Annotated in this window: 20 protein-coding genes; 6 read left to right on the top strand and 14 right to left on the bottom strand. The window is 33.6% G+C overall.

Annotated elements, in window-relative coordinates; genetic code table 11:
* Positions 1 to 51 precede the first annotated feature (51 nt).
* From lolA2 to A0O34_RS10870, 5 genes are read left to right on the top strand one after another with little or no spacing between them, the layout of a single operon-like run.
* The gene (lolA2, locus tag A0O34_RS10890) at positions 52 to 678 is read left to right on the top strand and encodes a flexirubin biosynthesis/transport protein LolA2 (protein ID WP_066754552.1); all 627 of its coding nucleotides are present in this window, start codon (positions 52 to 54) and stop codon (positions 676 to 678) included.
* Entirely contained in the window at positions 644 to 1,279 is a 636-nt protein-coding gene (gene lolB2 / locus A0O34_RS10885) for a flexirubin biosynthesis protein LolB2 (RefSeq protein ID WP_082891143.1), read from the top strand. Before lolA2 ends, lolB2 begins: the two co-directional genes overlap by 35 nt.
* A 3-nt stretch (positions 1,280 to 1,282) precedes the next feature.
* Positions 1,283 to 1,663, top strand: a complete 381-nt coding sequence (locus A0O34_RS10880; protein ID WP_082891142.1) for an ApeI family dehydratase — start codon at positions 1,283 to 1,285, stop codon at positions 1,661 to 1,663.
* Positions 1,660 to 2,136, top strand: a complete 477-nt coding sequence (locus A0O34_RS10875) for a hypothetical protein (RefSeq protein ID WP_066754551.1) — start codon at positions 1,660 to 1,662, stop codon at positions 2,134 to 2,136. Before A0O34_RS10880 ends, A0O34_RS10875 begins: the two co-directional genes overlap by 4 nt.
* A gap of 4 nt (positions 2,137 to 2,140) precedes the next feature.
* Positions 2,141 to 3,313 (top strand): DUF2062 domain-containing protein, encoded by a 1,173-nt coding sequence (locus A0O34_RS10870; RefSeq protein ID WP_066754549.1) that lies wholly within the window; start codon positions 2,141 to 2,143, stop codon positions 3,311 to 3,313.
* A 71-nt stretch (positions 3,314 to 3,384) separates the two neighbouring features.
* On the opposite strand, the gene A0O34_RS10865 is transcribed toward A0O34_RS10870, so the two are convergent.
* From A0O34_RS10865 to flxA, 10 genes are all read right to left on the bottom strand, one after another.
* Entirely contained in the window at positions 3,385 to 5,397 is a 2,013-nt protein-coding gene (locus A0O34_RS10865) for a CRTAC1 family protein (RefSeq protein WP_066754548.1), read from the bottom strand.
* A 25-nt stretch (positions 5,398 to 5,422) separates the two neighbouring features.
* Entirely contained in the window at positions 5,423 to 6,514 is a 1,092-nt protein-coding gene (locus tag A0O34_RS10860; RefSeq protein ID WP_066754540.1) for a hypothetical protein, read from the bottom strand.
* 259 nt (positions 6,515 to 6,773) lie between these two features.
* Positions 6,774 to 7,139 carry a hypothetical protein gene (locus tag A0O34_RS10855; protein WP_066754537.1) on the bottom strand — a complete coding sequence of 122 codons (366 nt, stop codon included), beginning with the start codon at positions 7,137 to 7,139 and terminating at the stop codon, positions 6,774 to 6,776.
* On the bottom strand, positions 7,136 to 8,791 hold the full coding sequence (locus A0O34_RS10850; RefSeq protein ID WP_066759634.1) for a C45 family autoproteolytic acyltransferase/hydolase: 1,656 nt from the start codon (positions 8,789 to 8,791) through the stop codon (positions 7,136 to 7,138). Before A0O34_RS10850 ends, A0O34_RS10855 begins: the two co-directional genes overlap by 4 nt.
* Before the next feature lie 103 nt (positions 8,792 to 8,894).
* On the bottom strand, positions 8,895 to 10,430 hold the full coding sequence (locus tag A0O34_RS10845; protein ID WP_066754535.1) for a phytoene desaturase family protein: 1,536 nt from the start codon (positions 10,428 to 10,430) through the stop codon (positions 8,895 to 8,897).
* A gap of 162 nt (positions 10,431 to 10,592) precedes the next feature.
* Positions 10,593 to 11,477, bottom strand: coding sequence for an LpxL/LpxP family acyltransferase (locus tag A0O34_RS10840; RefSeq protein ID WP_066754533.1), 885 nt, complete (start codon positions 11,475 to 11,477; stop codon positions 10,593 to 10,595).
* Positions 11,478 to 11,615: 138 nt separating this feature from the next.
* Complete coding sequence (locus A0O34_RS10835) at positions 11,616 to 11,870, bottom strand: acyl carrier protein (protein ID WP_066759632.1); 255 nt, start codon at positions 11,868 to 11,870, stop codon at positions 11,616 to 11,618.
* Positions 11,871 to 11,874: 4 nt separating this feature from the next.
* On the bottom strand, positions 11,875 to 13,095 hold the full coding sequence (locus tag A0O34_RS10830) for a beta-ketoacyl-[acyl-carrier-protein] synthase family protein (protein ID WP_066754529.1): 1,221 nt from the start codon (positions 13,093 to 13,095) through the stop codon (positions 11,875 to 11,877).
* Positions 13,096 to 13,255: 160 nt separating this feature from the next.
* Positions 13,256 to 13,987, bottom strand: a complete 732-nt coding sequence (gene flxB / locus A0O34_RS10825) for a flexirubin biosynthesis SDR family reductase FlxB (RefSeq protein ID WP_066754528.1) — start codon at positions 13,985 to 13,987, stop codon at positions 13,256 to 13,258.
* Between the two features lie 241 nt (positions 13,988 to 14,228).
* The gene (gene flxA / locus A0O34_RS10820) at positions 14,229 to 15,746 is read right to left on the bottom strand and encodes a flexirubin biosynthesis tyrosine ammonia-lyase FlxA (protein WP_066754527.1); all 1,518 of its coding nucleotides are present in this window, start codon (positions 15,744 to 15,746) and stop codon (positions 14,229 to 14,231) included.
* 98 nt (positions 15,747 to 15,844) lie between these two features.
* Between flxA and A0O34_RS10815 the strand changes: the two genes are divergently transcribed.
* Complete coding sequence (locus A0O34_RS10815; RefSeq protein WP_066754526.1) at positions 15,845 to 17,095, top strand: NAD(P)/FAD-dependent oxidoreductase; 1,251 nt, start codon at positions 15,845 to 15,847, stop codon at positions 17,093 to 17,095.
* A gap of 36 nt (positions 17,096 to 17,131) precedes the next feature.
* On the opposite strand, the gene A0O34_RS10810 is transcribed toward A0O34_RS10815, so the two are convergent.
* The 4 genes from A0O34_RS10810 to A0O34_RS10795 form a co-directional block, all read right to left on the bottom strand.
* The gene (locus A0O34_RS10810) at positions 17,132 to 17,743 is read right to left on the bottom strand and encodes a hypothetical protein (RefSeq protein WP_066754525.1); all 612 of its coding nucleotides are present in this window, start codon (positions 17,741 to 17,743) and stop codon (positions 17,132 to 17,134) included.
* A gap of 58 nt (positions 17,744 to 17,801) precedes the next feature.
* A complete protein-coding gene (locus A0O34_RS10805) occupies positions 17,802 to 18,401 on the bottom strand; it encodes a hypothetical protein (RefSeq protein ID WP_066754515.1) in 600 nt (199 codons plus the stop codon).
* Positions 18,402 to 18,420: 19 nt separating this feature from the next.
* A complete protein-coding gene (gene flxY, locus A0O34_RS10800; RefSeq protein ID WP_066754513.1) occupies positions 18,421 to 19,713 on the bottom strand; it encodes a flexirubin biosynthesis putative acyl-CoA ligase FlxY in 1,293 nt (430 codons plus the stop codon).
* Between the two features lie 305 nt (positions 19,714 to 20,018).
* Positions 20,019 to 21,698 carry a M23 family metallopeptidase gene (locus A0O34_RS10795; protein WP_066754511.1) on the bottom strand — a complete coding sequence of 560 codons (1,680 nt, stop codon included), beginning with the start codon at positions 21,696 to 21,698 and terminating at the stop codon, positions 20,019 to 20,021.
* Positions 21,699 to 21,949 lie beyond the last annotated feature (251 nt).

Raw genomic sequence — 21,949 nt, 5'->3', positions numbered from 1 at the left:
CATTGGATGCAATCCAATGTAAACAATAACAAAATAAAACCGAATTTATAAATGATTAAAAATATTGCTTTCGGAGCATTCTTATTAGTTTCAAGCTTCTTTTTTGCTCAAAATACAGCAATGACAGGCGCTGAAGCAAGAGCTTTTGTGACCAAAGTTTCATCTGAAACGAAGGAAATAAAAACCTTACAAAGTGATTTTATCCAAACCAAGAAAATGGATTTTTTGGATAAAAACATTGTGACATATGGAAGAATGTCTTTAAAAACACCCAACATTTTAAGCTGGAAATATACAAAGCCTTATCAATACAGCATTATCTTCAAGGACAATAAAATATTCATCAACGACCAGGGAAAGAAATCTTCTGTTGATGCAAAAAGTAAAACCTTTGAAAAGATCAATAAACTGATTGTAGGAAGTTCAAACGGACAGATGTTTAACGATCCTGAATTTTCAGTTGCTTATTTGAAAAATGCGAATTATAATATCGCAAAATTTACTCCGAAATCTGCTCAATTATTGAAATACATCAAACAAATTGAATTGAGTTTTCCAAAAGGTCAATCAACCGTTTCACAAGTAAATATGACGGAAGCTTCAGGAGACACTACGAATATTGTTTTCAAAAATACAAAGATCAATGCGCCGATTTCTGCTTCAGAGTTTTCTTTATAGTCTGATTTTTCTGCTGTTTGTTTCGTGTAAAACATATAAACTTGCAGACGCAAAATCCGTTTCGACTTCTGAGAAGATCGTTGAAAATTTATACTTTTCTTCTAATGAAGATTATGTTTATAAATGTCAGATGGATATTTATAAAAATCATGTAAGCGGAATTTTAATTATTAAAAAACTAAATGACGCGATACACCGTGTCGTATTAACCTCTGATTTTGGAAATAAATTAATTGATTTCGAGATTTCAGGAGAAAATTTTAAGCTTAACTATGTTCTAGCAGATTTAGATAAAAAGATTGTTATTAATTTTTTAAAGAATGATTTTCAGCAATTGTTAAAACAGAAATATCCTGTTAATGAAACTTTTGAGAATGAAAAATCGAAAATCTACCTCTCAAAACTGGATAAGAAACAATATTATTTGTTCTTTAATAAAGAAAATGGATTGCTGAACCAGATCATTTACACCAAAAACAATAAGGAAAAAATCGATTTCACTTTTGAAGCAAAAAAACATATCTTCGCGGATAGTTTGAATCTTCAACATAAAGATTTCAAGATCAATATAAAACTATTTCAAATAACCGAAACAGAATAGCTGATGCAAACCATACTTACAGACTTTTACACTTTACAATCATCCGAAAAAGAAGAAAACGGACGCTTCATCGCAAATATCAGTTTAAATAAAGATCATGATATTTTCAATGGACATTTTCCGGGAAACCCTGTAACTCCGGGAGTTTGCATGATGCAGATCGTAAAAGAACTGACTGAAGAATTTACAGGTGCGCAATTATTTTTAAAATCTGCTTCGAATGTAAAATTCATGGCGATCATCAACCCGTTTGAAACACCGGATTTAACTTTACAATTAGATATTACTGAAACCGAAGATGAAGTTAAAGTAAAGAATACCACTTCTTTTGGCGAGACTATTGCATTAAAAATGTCAGTAAACTATAAAAAATTGACATCATGAAGTTCATTTTATCATTCATAACAGCTTTTATTTTATTCTTTCAAACAGATTTGGAAGCATTAAGAAATAGCTATGCAAAAGCCAATCAATCCAACGAAAACACACAGGCATTTATTAATACTGCCGAAAAACAGTCAGGTTCTGATGCTGTAACCATTGGATATAAAGCTGCTGCGAAGATCATGGAAGCCAAAATTGTTAAACAAAACAGAAAAGCGCTCGTAAAAGCCGGAGCAGTAAACCTTGAAAGTATTATTAAATCAAATCCTAACAATATTGAATTAAGGCTGATAAGACTAAGTGTTCAGGAAAATATCCCTAAAATTGTAGGATACAGAGGTGGATTGAAAGATGATAAAGCATTCATTTTAAGCAACTACGGAAAGCAAAATGCAGCTATGAAAAGTTATATTAAAAAGTTTGCTGTACAGTCCAAAACCATGTCTGATACTGAAAAAGCATCATTAAAATAAAACAATGACCCTTCCTGAAGTACAGAATGCAATTTCTGAAAAGAAAATCTGCATTTTAATACCTACTTACAACAACGAGAAAACTCTGAGAAGAGTGATTACTGGTGTTTTAGACTATACCGAAAGTATCATTGTGATCAATGATGGTTCTACGGACTCCACACCTCGCATTCTCGGTCAATATCCTCAGATTACAACCGTTTCCCTGCCTGAGAATAAAGGAAAAGGAAATGGACTTAAAATAGGTTTCAGAAAGGCAAAAGAATTGGGGTTCAATTATTCAATAACGATTGATTCAGACGGGCAACATTATCCGGATGACCTTCCGGTTTTTGTGGAAGCATTATTGAATGAAGAACATGATGTTTTACTGATCGGAAATCGAAATATGTCGCAAGACGGAATTCCAAAGAAAAGCAGTTTCGGAAATCGTTTTTCTAATTTCTGGTTTTGGTTTGAAACCGGAATTAAGCTGGAAGACACCCAATCCGGTTATCGTTTATATCCTTTACATAAAATTCCGAAAAAATATTTTACTCCAAAATTTGAGTTTGAGATTGAAATTATTGTAAGAACAGCCTGGAGACATGTTCCCGTAAAAAATGTTCCGATAAAAGTTTTGTATGATCCTGCGGAAAGGGTTTCGCATTTCAGACCTTTCAAAGATTTTACAAGAATCAGTATTCTGAATACGATCTTGGTGACGATTACTTTGCTTTATATTATTCCGAGAAATTTTATTAATAATTTCAGGAAGAAAAGCTTTAAAAGATTCATTAAAGAAGATGTTTTAGAAAGCGACGGAAGCAACCGTACAAAGGCTTTTTCTATTGCGCTTGGGGTTTTTATAGGATTTTCTCCGTTGTGGGGATTTCATACTTTATTAACTATTTCTCTGGCGGTTCTTTTTAAACTGAACAAAGTCTTGGCTTTTGTAGCTTCTAACGTGAGTTTTCCACCGTTTATCCCTTTTATCATTGCAGCTTCACTATTTTTAGGTTCTCCTTTTGTACATAGCGACAGTAATATTTTAAGCAGTGAACTTAATTTTGAACTGATTAAGAATAATCTTCTTCAATACGTAATCGGAAGTACCATTTTAGCGACCACAATGTCTATGATTTTAGGAATAGGCACTTTTTTCTTTTTGAATAGAGTGAATCCTGATAATAATTAATCCAACCTTTTTTAAACAAAAACTGCAAAGCCTTTCGACCTTGCAGTGAGTTATGAAGGATAAATTATGTTTTATTTTTTCGTTAGCTTCTGAGAATATGTTTTTCCATTTTTATCTGCCAAAACAAGCATGTAAATACCTGAATTTAATTGTTTGATAGACATTGAGTTTCTTTCAACCTTTGTTTGTAAAACCATTCTACCAGTCATTTCATACACTTTTGCTTCGGTTGGAGTAAAATCATTTTTAGATTTAAAATTGATAATATCATCACTCGGATTTGGATAAATAGTGAATATTTCCTGAGTAGTCTGTACTTCTCTCGTATTCAAGAATGATCCTTCCACAACATTTAATGTCGTGTTTGGCGTTACATTGTAAATCGTATCAACAATACCTGAAGGCCATTTTATAATTACTTTTGTAATGGCTGTAGCCTGACCAATTCCGAAATGAGCATTCAGTGTACTCATATTTCCGAAACCTGTTCCGCTCTGTACATCTCGGATTTGTTTTCCCCAAGCTCCGTAAATTTCAACTCTTGCTCCGATTCCGTTTCTGTTACTTTGAGTTCCTTTTAATGTTACTTTTAGCCATTTATTGGTGTTTCCGGCATTCATCATGATGGTATTTCCATTCTGAATATCCAGAAATCCGTCATTATTGAGATCTCCAATTGGGCGCTTTGTTATATTTAAGCTGTAAACAGTAGCATTTGGAGTAAAAGTAAAATCACCATTTCCAAACATGATTGTATTTCCTGCGCCTAAGACATCCAGAAATCCATCATTATCAAAATCATAAGCAATATATTCTCTGCTTGAAGCATTAACTATATCATAACCCGAACCTACTGATTTATCGGTAAATGTACCATCCCCATTATTCTTCATCACTTTGCTCAGCCCGTTGGTTGTAGCATTGATTCCTACGACAGCGTCCATCCAACCATCATTATTAAAATCTCCCCAAGCAGTAGACCATGTCTGGGTAGGATTAGCCATATTCGCAGCAAGAGCAACGTTTGTGAAAGTTCCGTTTCCGTTGTTTCTGTGAAGCTCATCTATATTTCCTCCGGGACCGGAACCTCCTCCGCTACATTTTGCAATGTATAAGTCCATGTCACCATCGTTATCATAATCAATCCAGATAGAACCGTAATTTCCACCAGAAGGGAAATCTCCCATTCCTCCCTGATTGTGGTTCATATTTGTTCCATCATTCATATAATACCTGTTCGGAGCGTTATCATCACAAATGAAAGCATCCAGTTTTCCATCATTATTGATATCTATAAAATTAGTTCTCTGAACTAAAAAAGATTGTGGTTTTCTATCAGCAATAAAGGCCGTTCCGTCAGCACTAGCTTTCAAAAAAGCAATCCCGCTTCCAGAACCATACACCAGATCATTAAAACCGTTATTGTCGTAATCTCCGGCAGCAATGCTCCATGAAGGTAATACTGTCGTATTGGGAATTGTATACGTAACATCATTGAATCCACCTCCCTGCTTTTGATATGAGATAACGATTTGAGTATTATTTACGACAGAAACAATATCATCTAAATAATCCCCGTTCATATCTACCACACAGTTATTGTAACTACCGGCTACCGTAACCGGCTGAGAAACAAATGAAAGTCGATTGATAACAGGTGCTGATTCAGTTACATTAAAATTAAATCCTAAACTAGACCATCTGTTGTCGAACACCACATAATAGGTGTTTCCGGCAACAGCTCCAAAGGTAACCTGTGAAGAAGTACCAGAAGAGTCATCATTTGCTGCAACACATGCTAATGCTCCACAACTTCCTGAATATACCATCACTCTTGTGTCTACATTTTGCCCTGCTACGAACGAAGAAACAGTAACATTCTTATTTGCAGTAGCTGTGTATTTGTACCATACCGCTGCTGATCCGAGAGTTCCCAAATTACAAACTATGGATGGTGGCGTTCCTGTAACTGCAGGTGCTGTATATGTTCCTACCGTAAGATTTACTGCAGAAGCGCAAGTAAGTTGTGCTATTCCCCATGTTATATTAGATAATAAAACAAAAAAGGATAATTTTTTTCTCATATTCTTTCAGTTTGGTTATTTGTTTTTAAGGACAGTTTTGGTTAAGAGAATTGATCCATTGCTTTAAGAGTTCAACTCCTTCATCGTGTACAATCGTTCTTCCCAACAAAGGCATTCTGTTACTCTCATCTACAGAATTAAGTCTAAAGCTCATCACCGATTTATTATGATTTCCGGGTGTTATAATCTTCTCTAATGAAGGACCTTGCGGTTCATCTGCCATTACGCAAACTCCCATATTGGTAAGGTTTGTCGTTTGGCTAAAACTCAATCGTATAGCACGATAATCACAACGCGCATTTTGTTGATGACAATGCGCGCAGTTGATATCTAAATAAGACCGCAACCGTATATCTACAGGTTTGCTGGTATCTTTGTAATTAACTGTAGAAACAATATTTGAAGGGTAACTTAAAAGATAACCTTCATCCACCAATTTTTGCAATTGATTTTTAACTCCTCCTTCGTAGCTATATGTTGTATTAATATTTTGAGGTTTTACACCGATAGGAACCGGCTTGTTATCTAATTTATGACAGGCATAGCATTCTGATTCTGAAGGAATTCTGTAATCAATATTCATGACTTCATTATTCTCTTTTTTGAAAGTTAAGTTTTTAGAACTACCACTTGTAAAATCTGTTCCGGTAACCAGATTGGCTTCTGTCTGTTCATCATTCCACATGTATTCTGCAAAAATCCAACCAGTTGATTTTCTTATCATTAATCGCGTTTCCAGTATTTTGGTGGTATTATTAGGCTGTACTGTATTGTAATAAAAGCTTTTTATTAAAACAGTTCCTACAGGGAAATTCAGTGTTTTATCATCTGCATCAAAAGTCGCTTTTACGCCTTGCGGCATCCAGATAAATCTCTTTTTAAGAGCATAATCGGTAAACAGCGAACTTGCAGGTTCATAAGGAATTACCTTGCTTGATGGAGTTAAATTTTTTAGTTCACCTGTGAAGAAAGCATAGGTAGATAATTTAGCGTATGGAACCGCATTGATTTCAAAATTAACAAAAGAACTCTCTACCTCCACTCCTTCCATCTTCTCATCTTTACAAGAAAACAGCATCAATAAAAATATAAGAGATAAAAAATAGTTTTTTCTCATTCGTTTCATGGTTTTAAGGAAACGAATATAAATAATAAACTAACTACGCGCCAAATATTTTTACATTAAAAAAGCAAAATCAATTAAAATAATAAAACAAAATAAACAATTAAAAAGTTATTATTCAATAAAAACACCATAAACACTTATAAAAACACAAATAATATTTATTAAATAATAAATAAAAATTAAACAAAATAAATAAGGCTAATTGTTATTATTACCAATAAGCATTCTATTAAAATTTCAAGAATTAAAATTATTTATAAACAACATCGGAGAACAACAAAAGTGTTGTAAAAACAGTAATAAATATAGCAATAATCACCAAAACCAACTGTACTGTAAAAGTTTCTTTCTTGTAATTTTCATCTTTATTCTCAAAAGTAAAATTGATCTTACCAGGATTTTTGATGATTCTCCAAATGAACAATAAAATGATCATGTTTAATATAATTGGTGAAAAAAGAAATAATTTACTTCCAGATCCGCCTGTCGATCTTCCGTAACCATGAATAGGAATTATCTCTGGAATTGAATTGTATCTACTCAGCAAATACACAGAATAACAAACAATTATAATAAAAGGAATGGAAAATAAATACCGTATACTTTTGGGAATCATTTTAATTTTTTTAATGTTTTCTTCAAATATTCCTCAACATTTTCTCTATCTGGAACAGTTGTAATTTCTTTTGTTAACGCTGCTTCAAATTGAATTTTCGCTTTAGAATATTCTTTTTTATTGAAATAATACTTTCCTGCCTGATAATATAAGAACCAAAAATCAGGGTTTAAAGATTGATAATTATTGATAAATTCATCAGAAAGAATTTTCTTTTTATCATTAATTGCATCTTCAATCTGAGAACTTAATTTTTTATATTCTTCGTAATTTTTGTACTCTTGAGAATCAATAAAAGGATCTTTAGCAATATTTAAATTTGACTTTGCAAATTCACCGCTTTTTAATCTTTTATCTGAAAAAATTTCATTTAAATCATAACATACAAATTCTCCCAACTGATAAGGATTCGCAGAAACCCAAACCAATTTTTTCTGAGGCGAAAAAATCACGGCATGATGCGCCAGTAACTGATTGATTGCCTTTTCATTTCCATAACCTATTTTCTCCTCTTTTAAGCCCGATTTATCTCTTAAAACAGAAGCCATTTTTTCAGGATTCAGCTTTTTATTTTTTTCTAAAAGTTCCTGAAGTTTTTCGTAACGGTATTCAGAATGACTTTCTATAATATGTTTTTTATTTCTTTTATCATCTTTATAAGCATCTGATTGGAAATGATTTGTACAAAAAACACGACTTGTATTTTCTACTTTATAAACTCCGAAATTATCCGGTGAAACCTCAATAATGACTGTATTTTTATCATTTGCGCTTCCAACCAAAATAGATTCGGAAACGAAAACCTTCCTCTTTTTTGCAATGGCAATAGCTTCTTCGATGTTTTTTGCATATTGTAAAATCTCTCTCGTAACCAAAGAAATAGGTGTTTTTGCAGTCAAAGGAATTTTAGATTTTCCTGCATTGATTGTCACTGTAATCCCTTCTTTATTCATCCCTGAAACCACGCCAATCATTCCCGGCCAACTCACAGACATGTAGGGAATTCCTTGTTCAGGCTCTACGAATTCTATCAATTTATTTTTAGCAAAATCATCTCCAACATAAAAATCGAAATTTCGCCCGATCAACAGATCTCCATCTTCCGTATTTTCATTCCAAACCGCGAGAGAAGTACAGCCAACCACCATCAAATCCTGCATTGCATGGCCAATATCGTGAGCGCCATGTAAATATAAACTTCTCAGATATTTAGGTGCAATAAAATTGTATTTATCTGATGCATATTGAGATAACCCAAATAATTCTGCCTGATAGTCTTCTCTTACATTCAAGTACATTTTTCGGTTGTACCATTTTAGAAAACCTCTCAATAATTTTTGCTTAAACTTCGACGGAACAAAACCTTCTACTTTTGAAAAGAAAATTTCTTCCTGTTTCTGCATTAAATTTTGAGTCAATGCACCGTTGTTATAGCCTAGCTGTAAAGGGTTACCTTTAATATATAATTCCCAAAGCTGTTGCTTGTTTTTGGTTAAGTAATTTTGATTAAAATTAAAAGTAGAATCATTAATTTTACTGACTTTCGGAACTTCTAATGAATATTGTTTTACGTCCGGGACGTGTTTTATTGATTTTCTGACACCACAAGATGTGAGACTGAGGATAAGGCTGAAGCTGAAAAACAGTAAGATTAAAACTCTGTCATTTCGACGGAAGGAGAAATCTATTCTAAATTGTTTAGATTCTTCACTCAACTTCGTTCCGTTCTGAATGACAGTACGCCATATTCTATTTTTATTCACTTTTATTCTTATTAATCATTTGTGTCAAACGCTCATCAATACGCTCTTTTCCTAAGATTTCAGCGCAAGTATTGAAAGCTCCAATCGTGCAACCCAAAATTCCGTGCATGTTGACAGATTGTCCTGTAAGAAAAAGATTATTAATTTTTGTTCGCGGAGAAACCATTGTTTTTAAAGGGTTTTCCGAGCTTTTTATATATCCGTACATGTTTCCCTCGAAACTTCCGATGTAGTCACGGTAAGATAACGGAGAAGATGTGTACACTTTTTTAATAAATTGTCGCAAATCTGGAATTTTCTTTTCCAATGCATCAATCATTTTTTCTGCTTTTTCAAGCTTGAATTTTTCATACTGTTGCCCTCTCTCCTCTTCATCAGCAACTGTATTAAAGGTATTTTGCCAATTTTTAACTTCATCAAAATCCATGTAGGAAATTACCGTTAAACTTTCAGCAAATTTAGGATGATGTTTTGAAGGTGTTGAAGAAAGCATATACGTTTCCGGCCAGTTTTCTTTTTTATATTGATAGGCATTCCAAACCAGATCTTCTGAAGAATAATGATACAAATTATAATTAAAATTTGGAATTGAATTTGGTTTTAAGACCAAATAAACGCTGAAACATGAAGAAACAGGCTCCCAACTTAAAACCCTGTTTAAAAAGGATTTTTTCAACCTTTCTTCGCCAATCAATTTAATGGTTGAACGAATTTCAATGTTTGAAATAATTTGTTTCGCAAAATATTCTTTTCCTTCCTTAGTTTTTACTCCATTTAAAACTCCATTTTCATTAAAGATCATTGTAGAAACTTCGGAATGTTTGTGAACTTCCGCGCCATATTCTCTTAATTTTATAATTAATAATTTTGAGATCTGGCTTCCTCCTTTTACGCATTTGTAAGCACTTTGAATGTAAGAATTCACCGTCAAAGCATGAACGTAAAACGGAACATTTTCCGAATCTCCTGCATAGAGAAAATTTGAACCCAATAAAACTGACTGTAATTTTTTATCTGAAGTAATCGATTCGATGAATCTTTTTGTATTTAAATGGAGAATTTCTTCATTATAATTATTGCTTCCGACAACATTATATCTCGGAAACTGATTACAAACCCGCTGAATTTCTTCACAATAGTTCTCCAAGTTCTCTTTTTCATGCGGAAAATATTGAGATAATTGCTCAACAAAATTTTCATAACCCTGGGCATGAGGATACTCGATTTCGTCATCACCGAAAGTGATTTTATCATATCCGTCTTCATCCATTTTCTGAAGTTCGAGATCATCCATAATTCCCAAATAAGAAAAGAATTGATGAAGATTTTGCCCTTTTGATAATCCACCCAAATAATGAACTCCCGTATCGAAAATCAGTTTGTCTCGTGAAAATGTCTGTAAATTTCCGCCGTATTGGTTATTTTTCTCCAAGACACAGACTTTCAGACCTTCTTTCGCCAAAATTAGAGCCGAAACAAGACCTCCCAATCCGCTACCGATAATCAATATGTCGTATGTTTTTTTCAAGGAGATTAATTTTTCATCAGCCTTGTCAAGGTTTTGAACCTTGACAAGGCTTTTTTAACGTTGAATTGTTTGCAGCCCGACTTGAGCGGAAATCCTTTTTTTGCCAAAGCAAAAAAAGATTGGGAGCGGAAGGCGGAAAAGCTGCCCTAAAAATATTGAAAATTAATCAATATCATCCCAAAAATCAAAGTAATTGAACCATTGAAGAGGATATTTTTTGATCATGGACTCTAAATTTTGAGTATAAGAGTTTAAAAGTCCCTGCGCATCTCGTTTTTTAACTTGCTGAGCGACCCTTGCATACAAGTGATAATGAAGATTTTTTTCCTTCATCACATACACGTACACAACGGGAACGCCTAACCGAGAAGCAATGAGGAAAGGCCCTGCAGGAAATTTCGCACTTTTTCCAAGAAGATCTCCCTCAAGAAATTTTGAACCTTCAAAATAACGGTCGCCTGTAAAACAGATCAACTCATTTTTCGACAACGCTTCATTGATGTCGAAAATATGCGACATATCGTCTTTTACATAAATGAATTTGATATTGCTTTTTTTAACAGTAACACTTTCAAGGTATTCTTTTATCACTGTAACCTCCTGATCTGTCGTTACTAAATTAATTTGACAATCAAAATCAATATCAGCGAAAAAGTGTTCTGCAATTTCAAAATTTCCGATGTGGGCGCTGATTAAGACGCCACCTTTTTTTTCTTCTAAAAGATTTTTGAGGTTTTCAACGCCATCAAATTCATAAGTGTACTTTTCTCTTAATCCTGCTGAAATAGCTGTTTTATCAATCAAAACTGTTCCGAAAGTGAAATAACTTTTAAATAATGAAAATTTAGTTTTCCAAAATCCGTAATTCAGTCTTTTTTGAAAGTAATAAGTGAAGTATTTGTTGCTGTTTTTTTCGAACAAAAAGTAGTATAAAGCAACAAAATAAAGTACAAAATATGAACTTCTGATCCCGATATTTCTAATACACCAGACGAAAATTCTGTAGCCCAGAATTGTGCCTTTAGATTTACCTTTCCACTTGTTCATAATTTATTCTTGTTCTTAACGCAAAGTTCGCAAAGATTTTCTTTAACTACTAAATGTTTTTAAGTTCGCAAAGGCGTTTCACTCAGCAAAGACATTCATTTCCGTTAAAATTTATAGAAAATAAAGTTTAATCGATAATTAAGCGTTTTTTTCAGTGATTTTGTTTTGAATAGTCGAATAAAAGTCATCAAAAGTGACCATTTTCTTGAAGTCTGCTTCCCCTAATTTCACTCCGAAATTAGATTCAATCACTACAACCATATCGATATAATCTAAGCTGTCTAAGCCTAAAGTTGTTTTTAAGTTTGCTTCATTGCTGATTTCATCGCCGTCTACCTCGAATTCATTAACCAAAAAGTCGTTGACGATCGCAACAATTTTTTCCCTTTCCATGTTTTTATTCAAATTTTTTAACAATTAGTGCCGAATTTGTTCCCCCAAATCCAAAAGAATTCGACAAAAATACGTCAATTTTTTGACTTTTTGTTTCGGCGATCAAATTTATCTTTTTTGCCTCATCATCAGGGTTTTCCAAGTTGATATTTGGTGCTACGAAATCATTTTGCATCATCAGAATTGAGTAAATAACTTCACTTGCACCTGCCATCCAACATTCATGTCCCGTCATGGATTTTGTAGAACTTACAGGAACTTCACTTCCGAAAATTTCGTAGATTGCTTTTGCTTCATTCGCGTCTCCGATTGGTGTAGAAGTCGCGTGAGCATTAATATAATCAATATCTTTTACCTGTAAACCAGACTGTTGCAAGGCTCTGTTCATTGCTAAAGCTGGTCCGTCAACATTTGGAGTTGAGATGTGTCCGCCATTTGAAGAAAAACCGTAACCAACGATTTCAGCCAGAATATTTGCGCCTCTTTTTTGTGCAGATTCTAAACTTTCAACAATCAAAGAAGCTGCTCCACCACTTGGAATTAAGCCGTCTCGATCTTTATCAAAAGGTCTTGATGCTTTTGTTGGTTCATTTTCTCTTACCGAAAAAACACCCAACCCATCAAAACTTGCCATTGAATATTTATTGGTTTCCTGAGCTCCTCCACAAACGATCATCTCCTGCATTCCGCTCTTAATCATCATATAAGCCAATCCCAACGAATGAGATCCGCTGGCACAAGCTGCGCTGATGGTCAAATTAATTCCTCTTAATTTAAATATTGTGGAAAGGTTCATGGTAACCGTAGAATTCATTGATTTGAATATCGCTCCTGAACCCATTAAAGTAGTATCTTTTTTCTCTCTTGCAATGTCGATTGATTCCACAACTGCCTGAGAAACACTATCATTCCCGTATAAAATTCCAACTTCGTTATTATCTAAGAAGTCCTGATCTATGCCTGCCTGCTGTAACGCATTAAGTGTGGCTACATAAGCATATTCGCTTTCTTCGCCCATGCTGATGCGCTGACGTCTGTTTAAAAGACTTTTCAAATCCGGTTTTGGAACCACGCCCGTAAGACCTGATCTGAAACCAAATTCTTTTCTTTCGTCCACTAAAACAATACCGGATTTTCCTTGATACAGGGAATCTTTCACTTCTTCCAGAGAAGTTCCGATGCAAGAATAAATTCCCATTCCGGTAATTACAACCCTATTTTCCATTTTAGTTTTATAACAATTTTTGCTGCTATTTATTTTAATCGCAAAGTTCGCAAAGATATTTTAAAATTAATGCTGTTTTTTTAAGTTCGCAAAGGCGTTTTACTCAGCAAAGTTTTAAAAATTGAAACTTTTATTTAAAATTAAATTAGTATAAGATTGATTATGAGTAAATTCCACCATTAATATTGATCACCTCTCCTGTAATGTACGAAGATTTTCTCGAAGCTAAGAATGCAACAAGATCTGCAACTTCCTCAGCTTCACCAAATCGGTTGGCTGGAATCATTGCTTTCAATTCATTTTCATTAAAATCTTGAGTCATATCTGTTCTGATAAACCCTGGTGCGACTGCATTTACAGTGATATTTCTTTTTGCCACTTCCTGAGCAAGAGCTTTTGTAACTCCGACTAAAGCGCCTTTTGCTGCAGAATAGTTCGTCTGACCTGCCGTTCCTTTTACTCCGGAAACAGAAACCATATTGATAATTCTGCCGTATTTATTACGCAACAATTTTTGAATAAAGAAATTTGTCACGTTGAAAAAACCATTTAAACTCGTGTTAATCACAGCGTTCCAGTCTTCACTCTGCATCCACATGAATAATCCGTCTCTTGTTATTCCGGCATTATTTACAATTACTTCAACTATTGAATCGGCATTTTTTTCCTGCCATTCTCCCAAAACTTTTAAAGTTTCTTCCGAATTTCCTACATCGAATTTCAGAATTTCTCCGGTAGATCCAAGCTCTTCAACTTTAGCTAAAGTTTCCTTTGCTGCAGCTTCGTTTGAAGTGTAGTTGATTAAGATATGATAGTTTTTTTCTTCTGCCAGTTTTATACAGATTGCTCTTCCTATTCCTCTAGAGCCTCCTGTTACAATTGCACATTTCATGGGTTGTTGTTTTTTTACCAGATTATGGTTTTTATATTTCCATAGGTTTACCTACGGCTATTATTGTTGAACCCTTCGGGTTCTCCTTAAACTGTTTATTTTTTTAAATATTGCTTCACTTCCTCTAAATATGGATACATCACCATATTATCTGAGAACGCTGGAATGATCACTTTTATATTTTCCATAGGTTACACCTACGGCTATTAATGTTGAATCCTTCGGGTTCTCCTTAAATTGTTTATTTTTTTAAATATTGCTTCACTTTCTCCAAATATGGATACATCACCATATCATCTGAAAACGCTGGAATGATCTTTCTTATTTCATCGTATAACTCTTTTGTTGATGTTGAAACTTTATCTTTAAAATCAAGATATTCAATCGCTTGAATGATCGTGATCGCTTCAATCGCCAATACTTCGAAAGCATTTTCAATCACTTTTCTGCAAATCACCGCAGCGTTGGTTCCCATGCTTACAATATCCTGATTATCATTGTTATTAGGAATACTATGAACGTACATAGAATTTGATAACATCTGACTTTCTGCTGTTGTGGAAGTCGCTGTGAACTGAACGCCCTGCATCCCGAAATTAAAGCCTAATTTACCTAAATTTACAAAAGGAGGCAAAATTTCGTTGATTTTTGAGTTTAAAAGATAATTTAATTGTCTTTCAGCTAGCATTGTCAGTTTTGTAACCACAATTTTAAGTTTATCCATTTCTAAAGAAATATAATCTCCGTGGAAATTTCCACCGTGATAAACATGCTGACCTTCAACGTCTATAATTGGATTGTCATTCGCTGAATTAATCTCATTTTCAAGAACTTTCTCCGTATATTCCAACGTATCTAAAACAGGTCCCAAAATCTGCGGAACACATCTTAACGAATAATATTCCTGAACTTTTTCCTTGAAAACCTTTTCCTGCTCTTCAAAATGAGTATATAAGTGATCTTCTCTTTTTCTAATTAATTTACTGTCAGACAAATGCGCACGCATTCTTTTTGCAATTTTTTGCTGGCCTGCATGAAGTTTTGTTCCATTTAAAGCTTCCGATAAATGATCGTCGTAAGCCTGAACGATTTCATTGATCGCACAAGATAATTTAATGGAAATCTCAGTTAATTGATTGGTTTTATAAGCATTAACAATCCCAATTCCTGACATCACGGAAGTTCCGTTCATTAAAGCAAGACCTTCACGGATCTCCACTTTTATCGGCTCCAATCCTTCAATTTGAAAAACTTCTTTTGTGGATTTTCTTTCGCCTTTATAGAAAACCTCTCCTTCTCCGATTAAAACTAAAGCCAAGTGCGCCAATTGGACTAAATCGCCACTTGCGCCTACTCCTCCGTGTTCGAAAATCAACGGTGTAACATCTCTGTTTATTAATTCTTTAAGTAAATTAACTACCGAATAATGAACACCAGAATTTCCAAGCGATAAAGTATTCAATCTTGCCAACATGCAAGCTTTCACCTCTTGCGGAGGAAGAGCATTTCCAATACCTGAAGAGTGACTTCTAATTAAATTATATTGTAGTTGGTGAGTATCTTCGTCGCTGATCTTAAATTGAGCCATTGGCCCAAAACCAGTATTGACACCATATATCACTTTATTCCTAGAAAATTCTTTCAAAAACTGAAAACTCGCATCCACTCTGGCTAAAAGTGTATCATCCAGTTCTATTTTTTCATTATTTACGACGATATCCTGAAAATCTTTCAGTTCTAAAAAGCTATTTATTTTCATCAATTAAAAGTAATAATAGATAATTTTATAAAATATTAATTAATTGTCACTAATTTTGCGGCAAAGATATAAGTTATTATTAAAATAAAAAATCAAAGATGAGCAAAGAATTTGTTGATGTTCTCGTAATCGGTGCTGGACCTTCCGGATGCGTATCTTCTTCATACTTAAAGAAGAACAATATCAACGTAAAAGTTGTCGAAAAAACAAAATTTCCGAGATTGGTTGTGGGCGAAAGCTTAATTCCGAGAGTGATGGATCATTTTGATGAAGCGGGACTTTTTCCTGCCTTAGATAAAATGGGCTTCGAGAAAAAATTGGGAGCGCGTTTTTTGAGAGGTGACGAAGTTTGCATCTTTGATTTCAGTGATAAATTCGGTGAGGGCTGGGACTGGACCTGGCAGGTTCCGAGAGCTGATTTTGATAATACTTTAGCCCAAGAAGTCATCAATAAAGGAATCGACCTTGAATTTGAAACGGAAGTTATCGGTATTGAATTCAATGGAACAGATTCTATCACAACCGTTAAAAATAAAGAGGGTGAAACGAAGGAAATTCATGCAAAATTTGTGATCGACTCCAGCGGTTACGGAAGAGTTTTACCGAGACTTTTAGATTTAGAAAAACCATCAAAATTATCTCCGCATTCAGCGATTTTTGCTCATGTTGAAGATATCAACAGAGAAGAAGGAACGGAGGGAACATTGATTTCTTTTGATATTATTGAAACCGAAGTTTGGCTTTGGGTAATTCCTTTTTCGAATGGAAATACTAGTGTAGGAATTGTTGGTCCGACTGAATATATTGATCAATTATCCGAAAACGGAGACGTTGCAGAAGCATTAAGAAAAGCAATTTCGCTTTCAGATTATTATGTAAAACGTTTCGGAAATGTAGATTTTCTTTTTGAACCAAGACATTTGAAAGACTATTCTTGTTCGGTTAAAAAATTATTCGGAGACGGATTTGCGTTGACAGGAAATGCCTCAGAATTCCTTGATCCTGTTTTCTCATCGGGAATGGCTTTTGCAACGGAAGGAGGAATGACTGCCGCAAAACTGGCTTTAAGACAGCTAAATGGCGAAAAAGTTGACTGGCAAAAAGAATTTGCTGATTATATCTTATACGGCGTTGATGTTTTCACAACCTACGTGAAAGAATGGTACACCGGAAATCTGCAGGAATTATTCTTCCATCAACCGGAAAATCCTGATGTTAAGAAGAAAATTTGCGCGGTTTTGGCAGGATATGTCTGGAATAAAGACAATCCTTTCGTGAAGAAACACGACACAGTAATAAAAAATCTTGCGAACCTTATCAAAATGGAGAAGCAGCAAGAACAATCATAAAAAAAGCGGTCTGAAAATTTCAGACCGCTTTTTGTTTTATTTTACACCTTTCTTGATATCCTTTCCAATATATTTTCCTATTGCTTCATACGCTGCGGCAATTCTTCCGTATTCCATAACAAATTCTTTATTATTTACGTATTTATCAAATTTATTAAGTTCAATTACAGCTAAAACCTTTGATGGATTATCTGTTTCTATAAGTTTTACTGTTCCTGTAATTTCAGCCGTCATTCCAACCATTCCTCCATGCCATCCTGGATAAACCCATTTTGTATCTAGTAATAAAGTATATTTTGCAGAACTTCCTTTTTTAAAAACAATATTTTTATATCCTTTATTTAATCCTTTTACAAAATAGTCTACATAATATTCATCTTTATATTTTTGCCATTCATCATTCCATTTTTGCCATCCAGCTTCTCCTCTTTTAGGATTTGCTAGAAGATCTCTTTTTCTGTTTTCAAGATATTGAGTTTCTGTATAATTTTCTTTCATTAATGTTACATTATCAAATTTCAATTCTACATTTACTTCCGTTTGATCTTTCAAAGTAATAAAATTCCCGGCAGTAATTGTAAGCTTCTGATCTTGGGCATTAACAATCATAGTAACACTCATAATGAGCATTAGAAATAATTTTTTCATAGTTTATAATTTTTAATTTAAAGTTTGCAAATATAGAATTTCACTTAATAACTTTTTGCTATTTTTTAGTGTAATGTTCAACTTTTAAAGCGAGCATTTTAGATGTTTTTGCAAAGCATTCTGCAATTCGGTCGTTATTATTAGGAACCCCGAAACCATTATCTCCGGTCGCTTTAATTCCTTCAACAACCATTAAAACATTGCTCGGATTATCTGTTTCAACGAATGTCATTTTACTTGAAACTAAAGCCTTATCACTTGCCAAAGGGAAAAATAATCCAACATGAATCCATGTAGGTTCAACAATTAAAGTATATTTAGTTTGGGCAAATTTATTGGAAGCCTGAATCGTTGCATTTTTATTCCAAGACATCATAAATTTATCCGGAAAAGACTTTTCTTTGCTAAGCTCCCAATCTGCTTTCCATTTTTCCGCCTGTTCTTTTCCGTTTGATTTTTCAATTTCAGACATTCTTTGGGCTAAAAATTCTTCTTCTGTTAAATTCTTTTTCTCAAACTTTACATTATCATATTTGAAAACTACTTTAACGAATTTTTGATCTTTTAAAAAATTATAATTTCCGGAAATAACTTTAACCCTCTGAGCCGTTAAACAAGTAGAAAGAGTTATTAAGAATAGAAATAATGTTTTTTTCATGGTTAATTTTACTTAGTTTTTATCTTAAATCTATAAATGTAATCGGCTTTCTGCTATTTGGATTAAAAACTGTTTTAGACAAAATATCAAAATCTATGATCTCAATTTTCGGACTTACCCTCAATTTTGCACGGAAATGATCTCTCACTTCATTGACGAAATTTTCAGATTTGCTGTTTGTGCTTATTTTAATGATAATTTCATCCAAACCAATTTCATTCGACTGAATAACGATCTGATAACACAAAATACTATTGAAATCATTCAGAATATCATTCATCGCAGGAGGATACAAGGTTGTTCCTTTATATTTGATCATCTGCTGTTTTCTTCCGACAACCGGACCGAGTCTCATCGTATTTCTTCCACATTTGCAGGGTTCGTAATGTGCTTTTACAATATCTCCGGTTTTAAACCTCAACAACGGAAGAGCTTCTACGCCTAAAGTTGTAATCGTTAATTCTCCACTTTCTCCCTCCTGAACGACATTTCCAGCGTCATCAAGAATTTCTGTGATGATTAATTCAGGATGTTGATGTCCTCCGATTTGATGCTCACACTCTGTAAAAGCTGTGCTCATCTCTGTGGAAGCGTAGGTTGAAAATAATTTAATATTCCATTTTTCTTTGATCTTTTGTGAAAGAATATTATCCGTAAAATCCTGATTCTTGATACTTTCACCGATACAAACCGCACCATAAACACTGGAATTTCTATAATCAATTCCATGTTTTTCAGCATAATCTATCATTTTTAATAGAAATGACGGAACAGTGATCAGATATTTTGGTTTGTATCTAAAAATTGAATCCCATTGAAGCTCTGGAATTCCTGGGCCCATTCTGACAACACTTGCTCCCATTTTTCTTAATCCTAAAAAATAAGCAAGTCCGGCCATGAATCTTTTGTCAATCGTTGTAATCATTTGCACAACATCTCCTTTCTGAATTCCTGCACACACAAAAGATATTGCTTCATTGTAAGCCAGTCTTTCAAGGTCATTATCTGACAATCCGAAAGTTACAGGATCACCCAACGTTCCTGAAGTTGTGCTGTAATCCACAATTTTATCGGGCGTGATGCAGAAAAAATCATCGTTATTCTGCTGAATATCGTTTTTTGTCGTGGTCGGGATTTTTTGTAAATCTTCCAACGTCTGAATATCAACAATATTGATATTGTTTTCTTTGAATAATTTTTGATAAAAAGGCGAATTGTTTTCAAGATAAACCAAAAGTTCCTGAAGCTTTTGCTCCTGAAACTTTTTTATTTCCTGAATATCTGATTTTTCGATTGATGGATAGAATTCCAATAGTTTTTATTTTAAGTGACAAATTTATTTAATTAAAATTAAAAGATTGCTTCCTAGGAAATTTTAACCACAGATTGACACAAATTTTCACAGATGATTGGGTTTTACTTTTTGTAATTATTTGTTTAAAAATTTATTTAAACGCAAAGATTTTATTAAACTCTCATTAATATTTAGAAGGCAAAGGCAAATAAATTTGCTTCGCGAAGCTTGAAAATACAGCTTCATCAAATCAACTTGTTGATCTTCTTTGCTCACTTAAATTTAATTATCAATAAAATAAAACTTTGCGTTTAAACAAATAATTATCTCTGAAAAGTAAAACTTTGCATATTCATATTCCCTGCTGTATTTATAGTTGTCATTTTCAATGTGTGAGAACCTGAACCCTTTGGGCATTTTTCATCAAAAACGTAGACAAAATCATCTTTTATTCTTGCAAAACGAAGCCATTTTCCATCCAATTCCGCACGGAAAGATTCGATGTCGCCGATTTTTGTTGTTCCTTTTAATCGGAAAGAACCAACTGTGACGATTGCTCCCTCTTTCCAACTTGAAGAAACAGATGGCAAACTATTATCGAGCAATAATCTTGCTGTTCCTAATCTGTTAAATTGCCCTTCAGCCCAATCACCATTCCATTTTGCTTTGATGATATTCTTATCGCTTCCGTAATTGAGTTCTACAACTGTTTTGTCTTTTTCTTCGTTGGTTAATTTTCTGTTGGGTTTAATTTTTAATGTAAAATAATCATGAATTGGAATGTATGGATTATTTAAAACAATTGCATTTGAAACTGCTTCAGCATCCGATTTTTCATACATATTAAAATTTACGGCATCATAAACTGCATTTTTACTTAGATTAATTTCTGCATTTTCTGTTTTAATCGTTTTTGATTCATTGGGAACGACCGTTTTATTATTTGATGAAACTTTTTCCGACGAATTATTCAATTGAACTTTTGTTGTTAATCGGCTTGTATTTCCGTTGACATCTTTTAAAATTATTTCAATATCGTGAACATCATTGTCTTGAAGATTGATAATTCCATCTGATCCAGAACTGTAATTTTGCAGTTTCATTCCTGATAAATTTGATAAATGTTGAATACTCATCTTATCACGAACAAATTTTGTATAATCTATACAACCATTGATATAACGGGTATCATTGTAATGTATCTTGTCGATTTTAAAACTGTAAACTAATTTCCCATCAATTAATAATTCTGCATCATAAATCCCTAAATTAAAACCTTGATTCGCTTTATCCACCGCTTTTATCGCAAAACTGATCTGCGGAGAAGTTACCTGAATGACATTTGAGGTATAAACACTTCCAGCTTTTTTCACAGCAATTCCGTTCCCGCCAGGTTCATAAGTACTGAAACGCCTGTCATACCAATATAATCCACTAATGATTGGTGCAATATTGTCTGGAATATTAAATCCAAAAAGCAAAGGATTAAGACATTCTTCCGTTTTTGTATCTCTGATTTCAAAATGTAAATGCGGCCCTGCTGAACCTCCTGTATTTCCGCTTAAAGCAATTAATTGACCTTTAGTCACAGGAAACTGATTTGGAGAAAAAATGATATCCCGTTCCCATTTTTCGTCTTTGTATTGCTGCCCTTTTACAAATTCATCGAGTTTATCAAAATATTTATTCAAATGCGCATAAACTGTTGTGTAGCCATTCGGATGAGTGATGTACACTGCATTTCCAAAACCGTAACGTTCAACTTTTATTCGGCTGACGTAACCATCTGCCGCCGCAACAACAGGTAAATTTTCCTGACTATTGGTTCGGATATCCAATCCCATATGAAAATGATTAGAGCGAACTGCTCCGAAATTAGCAGCCAAATTGATGGAAATATTTAAAGGATTCCGAAAATAGTTTTGAGGATAATTATTCTGAGCTTGAGTCATCATTCCGATAAGAAAACAAACAATAAATATTAGTCTGGAAAAGGTTTTCATACAAATGGTTTTAAGTGGTATTTTAAAATTACGAAATTTTGTTTTTATTTCCCCACAGATTTCACGAATTTTCGCAGATGATTACGTTTATTATTTTACTAAAATCCTTGTCAGGGTTTAAAACCTTGACAAGGATTACGATTGAAGTTTTCTTTAAAAATATCACATATACATCTACGTTATCCGTGGAAGAAAATCATTCAAACATTTATATTTCTGAAACAGAACTTTTTAATAGATGATATCAAAAT

The sequence above is a fragment of the Chryseobacterium glaciei genome (assembly GCF_001648155.1).
In the GTDB taxonomy this organism is placed as follows: domain Bacteria; phylum Bacteroidota; class Bacteroidia; order Flavobacteriales; family Weeksellaceae; genus Chryseobacterium; species Chryseobacterium glaciei.
This window is presented reverse-complemented; position numbering and strand designations above follow the sequence as displayed.

Excerpts from the sequence above, each read along its gene's own strand:
- lolA2 (WP_066754552.1), top strand. The coding sequence starts at position 52 with ATGATTAAAAATATTGCTTTCGGAGCATTCTTATTAGTTTCAAGCTTC.
- flxB (WP_066754528.1), bottom strand. The coding sequence starts at position 13,987 with ATGAAATGTGCAATTGTAACAGGAGGCTCTAGAGGAATAGGAAGAGCA.
- A0O34_RS10880 (WP_082891142.1), top strand. The coding sequence starts at position 1,283 with ATGCAAACCATACTTACAGACTTTTACACTTTACAATCATCCGAAAAA.
- A0O34_RS10865 (WP_066754548.1), bottom strand. The coding sequence starts at position 5,397 with ATGAGAAAAAAATTATCCTTTTTTGTTTTATTATCTAATATAACATGG.
- A0O34_RS10855 (WP_066754537.1), bottom strand. The coding sequence starts at position 7,139 with ATGATTCCCAAAAGTATACGGTATTTATTTTCCATTCCTTTTATTATA.
- A0O34_RS10875 (WP_066754551.1), top strand. The coding sequence starts at position 1,660 with ATGAAGTTCATTTTATCATTCATAACAGCTTTTATTTTATTCTTTCAA.
- flxA (WP_066754527.1), bottom strand. The coding sequence starts at position 15,746 with ATGAAAATAAATAGCTTTTTAGAACTGAAAGATTTTCAGGATATCGTC.
- A0O34_RS10860 (WP_066754540.1), bottom strand. The coding sequence starts at position 6,514 with ATGAGAAAAAACTATTTTTTATCTCTTATATTTTTATTGATGCTGTTT.
- A0O34_RS10815 (WP_066754526.1), top strand. The coding sequence starts at position 15,845 with ATGAGCAAAGAATTTGTTGATGTTCTCGTAATCGGTGCTGGACCTTCC.
- lolB2 (WP_082891143.1), top strand. The coding sequence starts at position 644 with ATGCGCCGATTTCTGCTTCAGAGTTTTCTTTATAGTCTGATTTTTCTG.
- A0O34_RS10870 (WP_066754549.1), top strand. The coding sequence starts at position 2,141 with ATGACCCTTCCTGAAGTACAGAATGCAATTTCTGAAAAGAAAATCTGC.
- A0O34_RS10795 (WP_066754511.1), bottom strand. The coding sequence starts at position 21,698 with ATGAAAACCTTTTCCAGACTAATATTTATTGTTTGTTTTCTTATCGGA.
- A0O34_RS10805 (WP_066754515.1), bottom strand. The coding sequence starts at position 18,401 with ATGAAAAAAACATTATTTCTATTCTTAATAACTCTTTCTACTTGTTTA.
- A0O34_RS10830 (WP_066754529.1), bottom strand. The coding sequence starts at position 13,095 with ATGGAAAATAGGGTTGTAATTACCGGAATGGGAATTTATTCTTGCATC.
- A0O34_RS10810 (WP_066754525.1), bottom strand. The coding sequence starts at position 17,743 with ATGAAAAAATTATTTCTAATGCTCATTATGAGTGTTACTATGATTGTT.
- A0O34_RS10840 (WP_066754533.1), bottom strand. The coding sequence starts at position 11,477 with ATGAACAAGTGGAAAGGTAAATCTAAAGGCACAATTCTGGGCTACAGA.
- A0O34_RS10835 (WP_066759632.1), bottom strand. The coding sequence starts at position 11,870 with ATGGAAAGGGAAAAAATTGTTGCGATCGTCAACGACTTTTTGGTTAAT.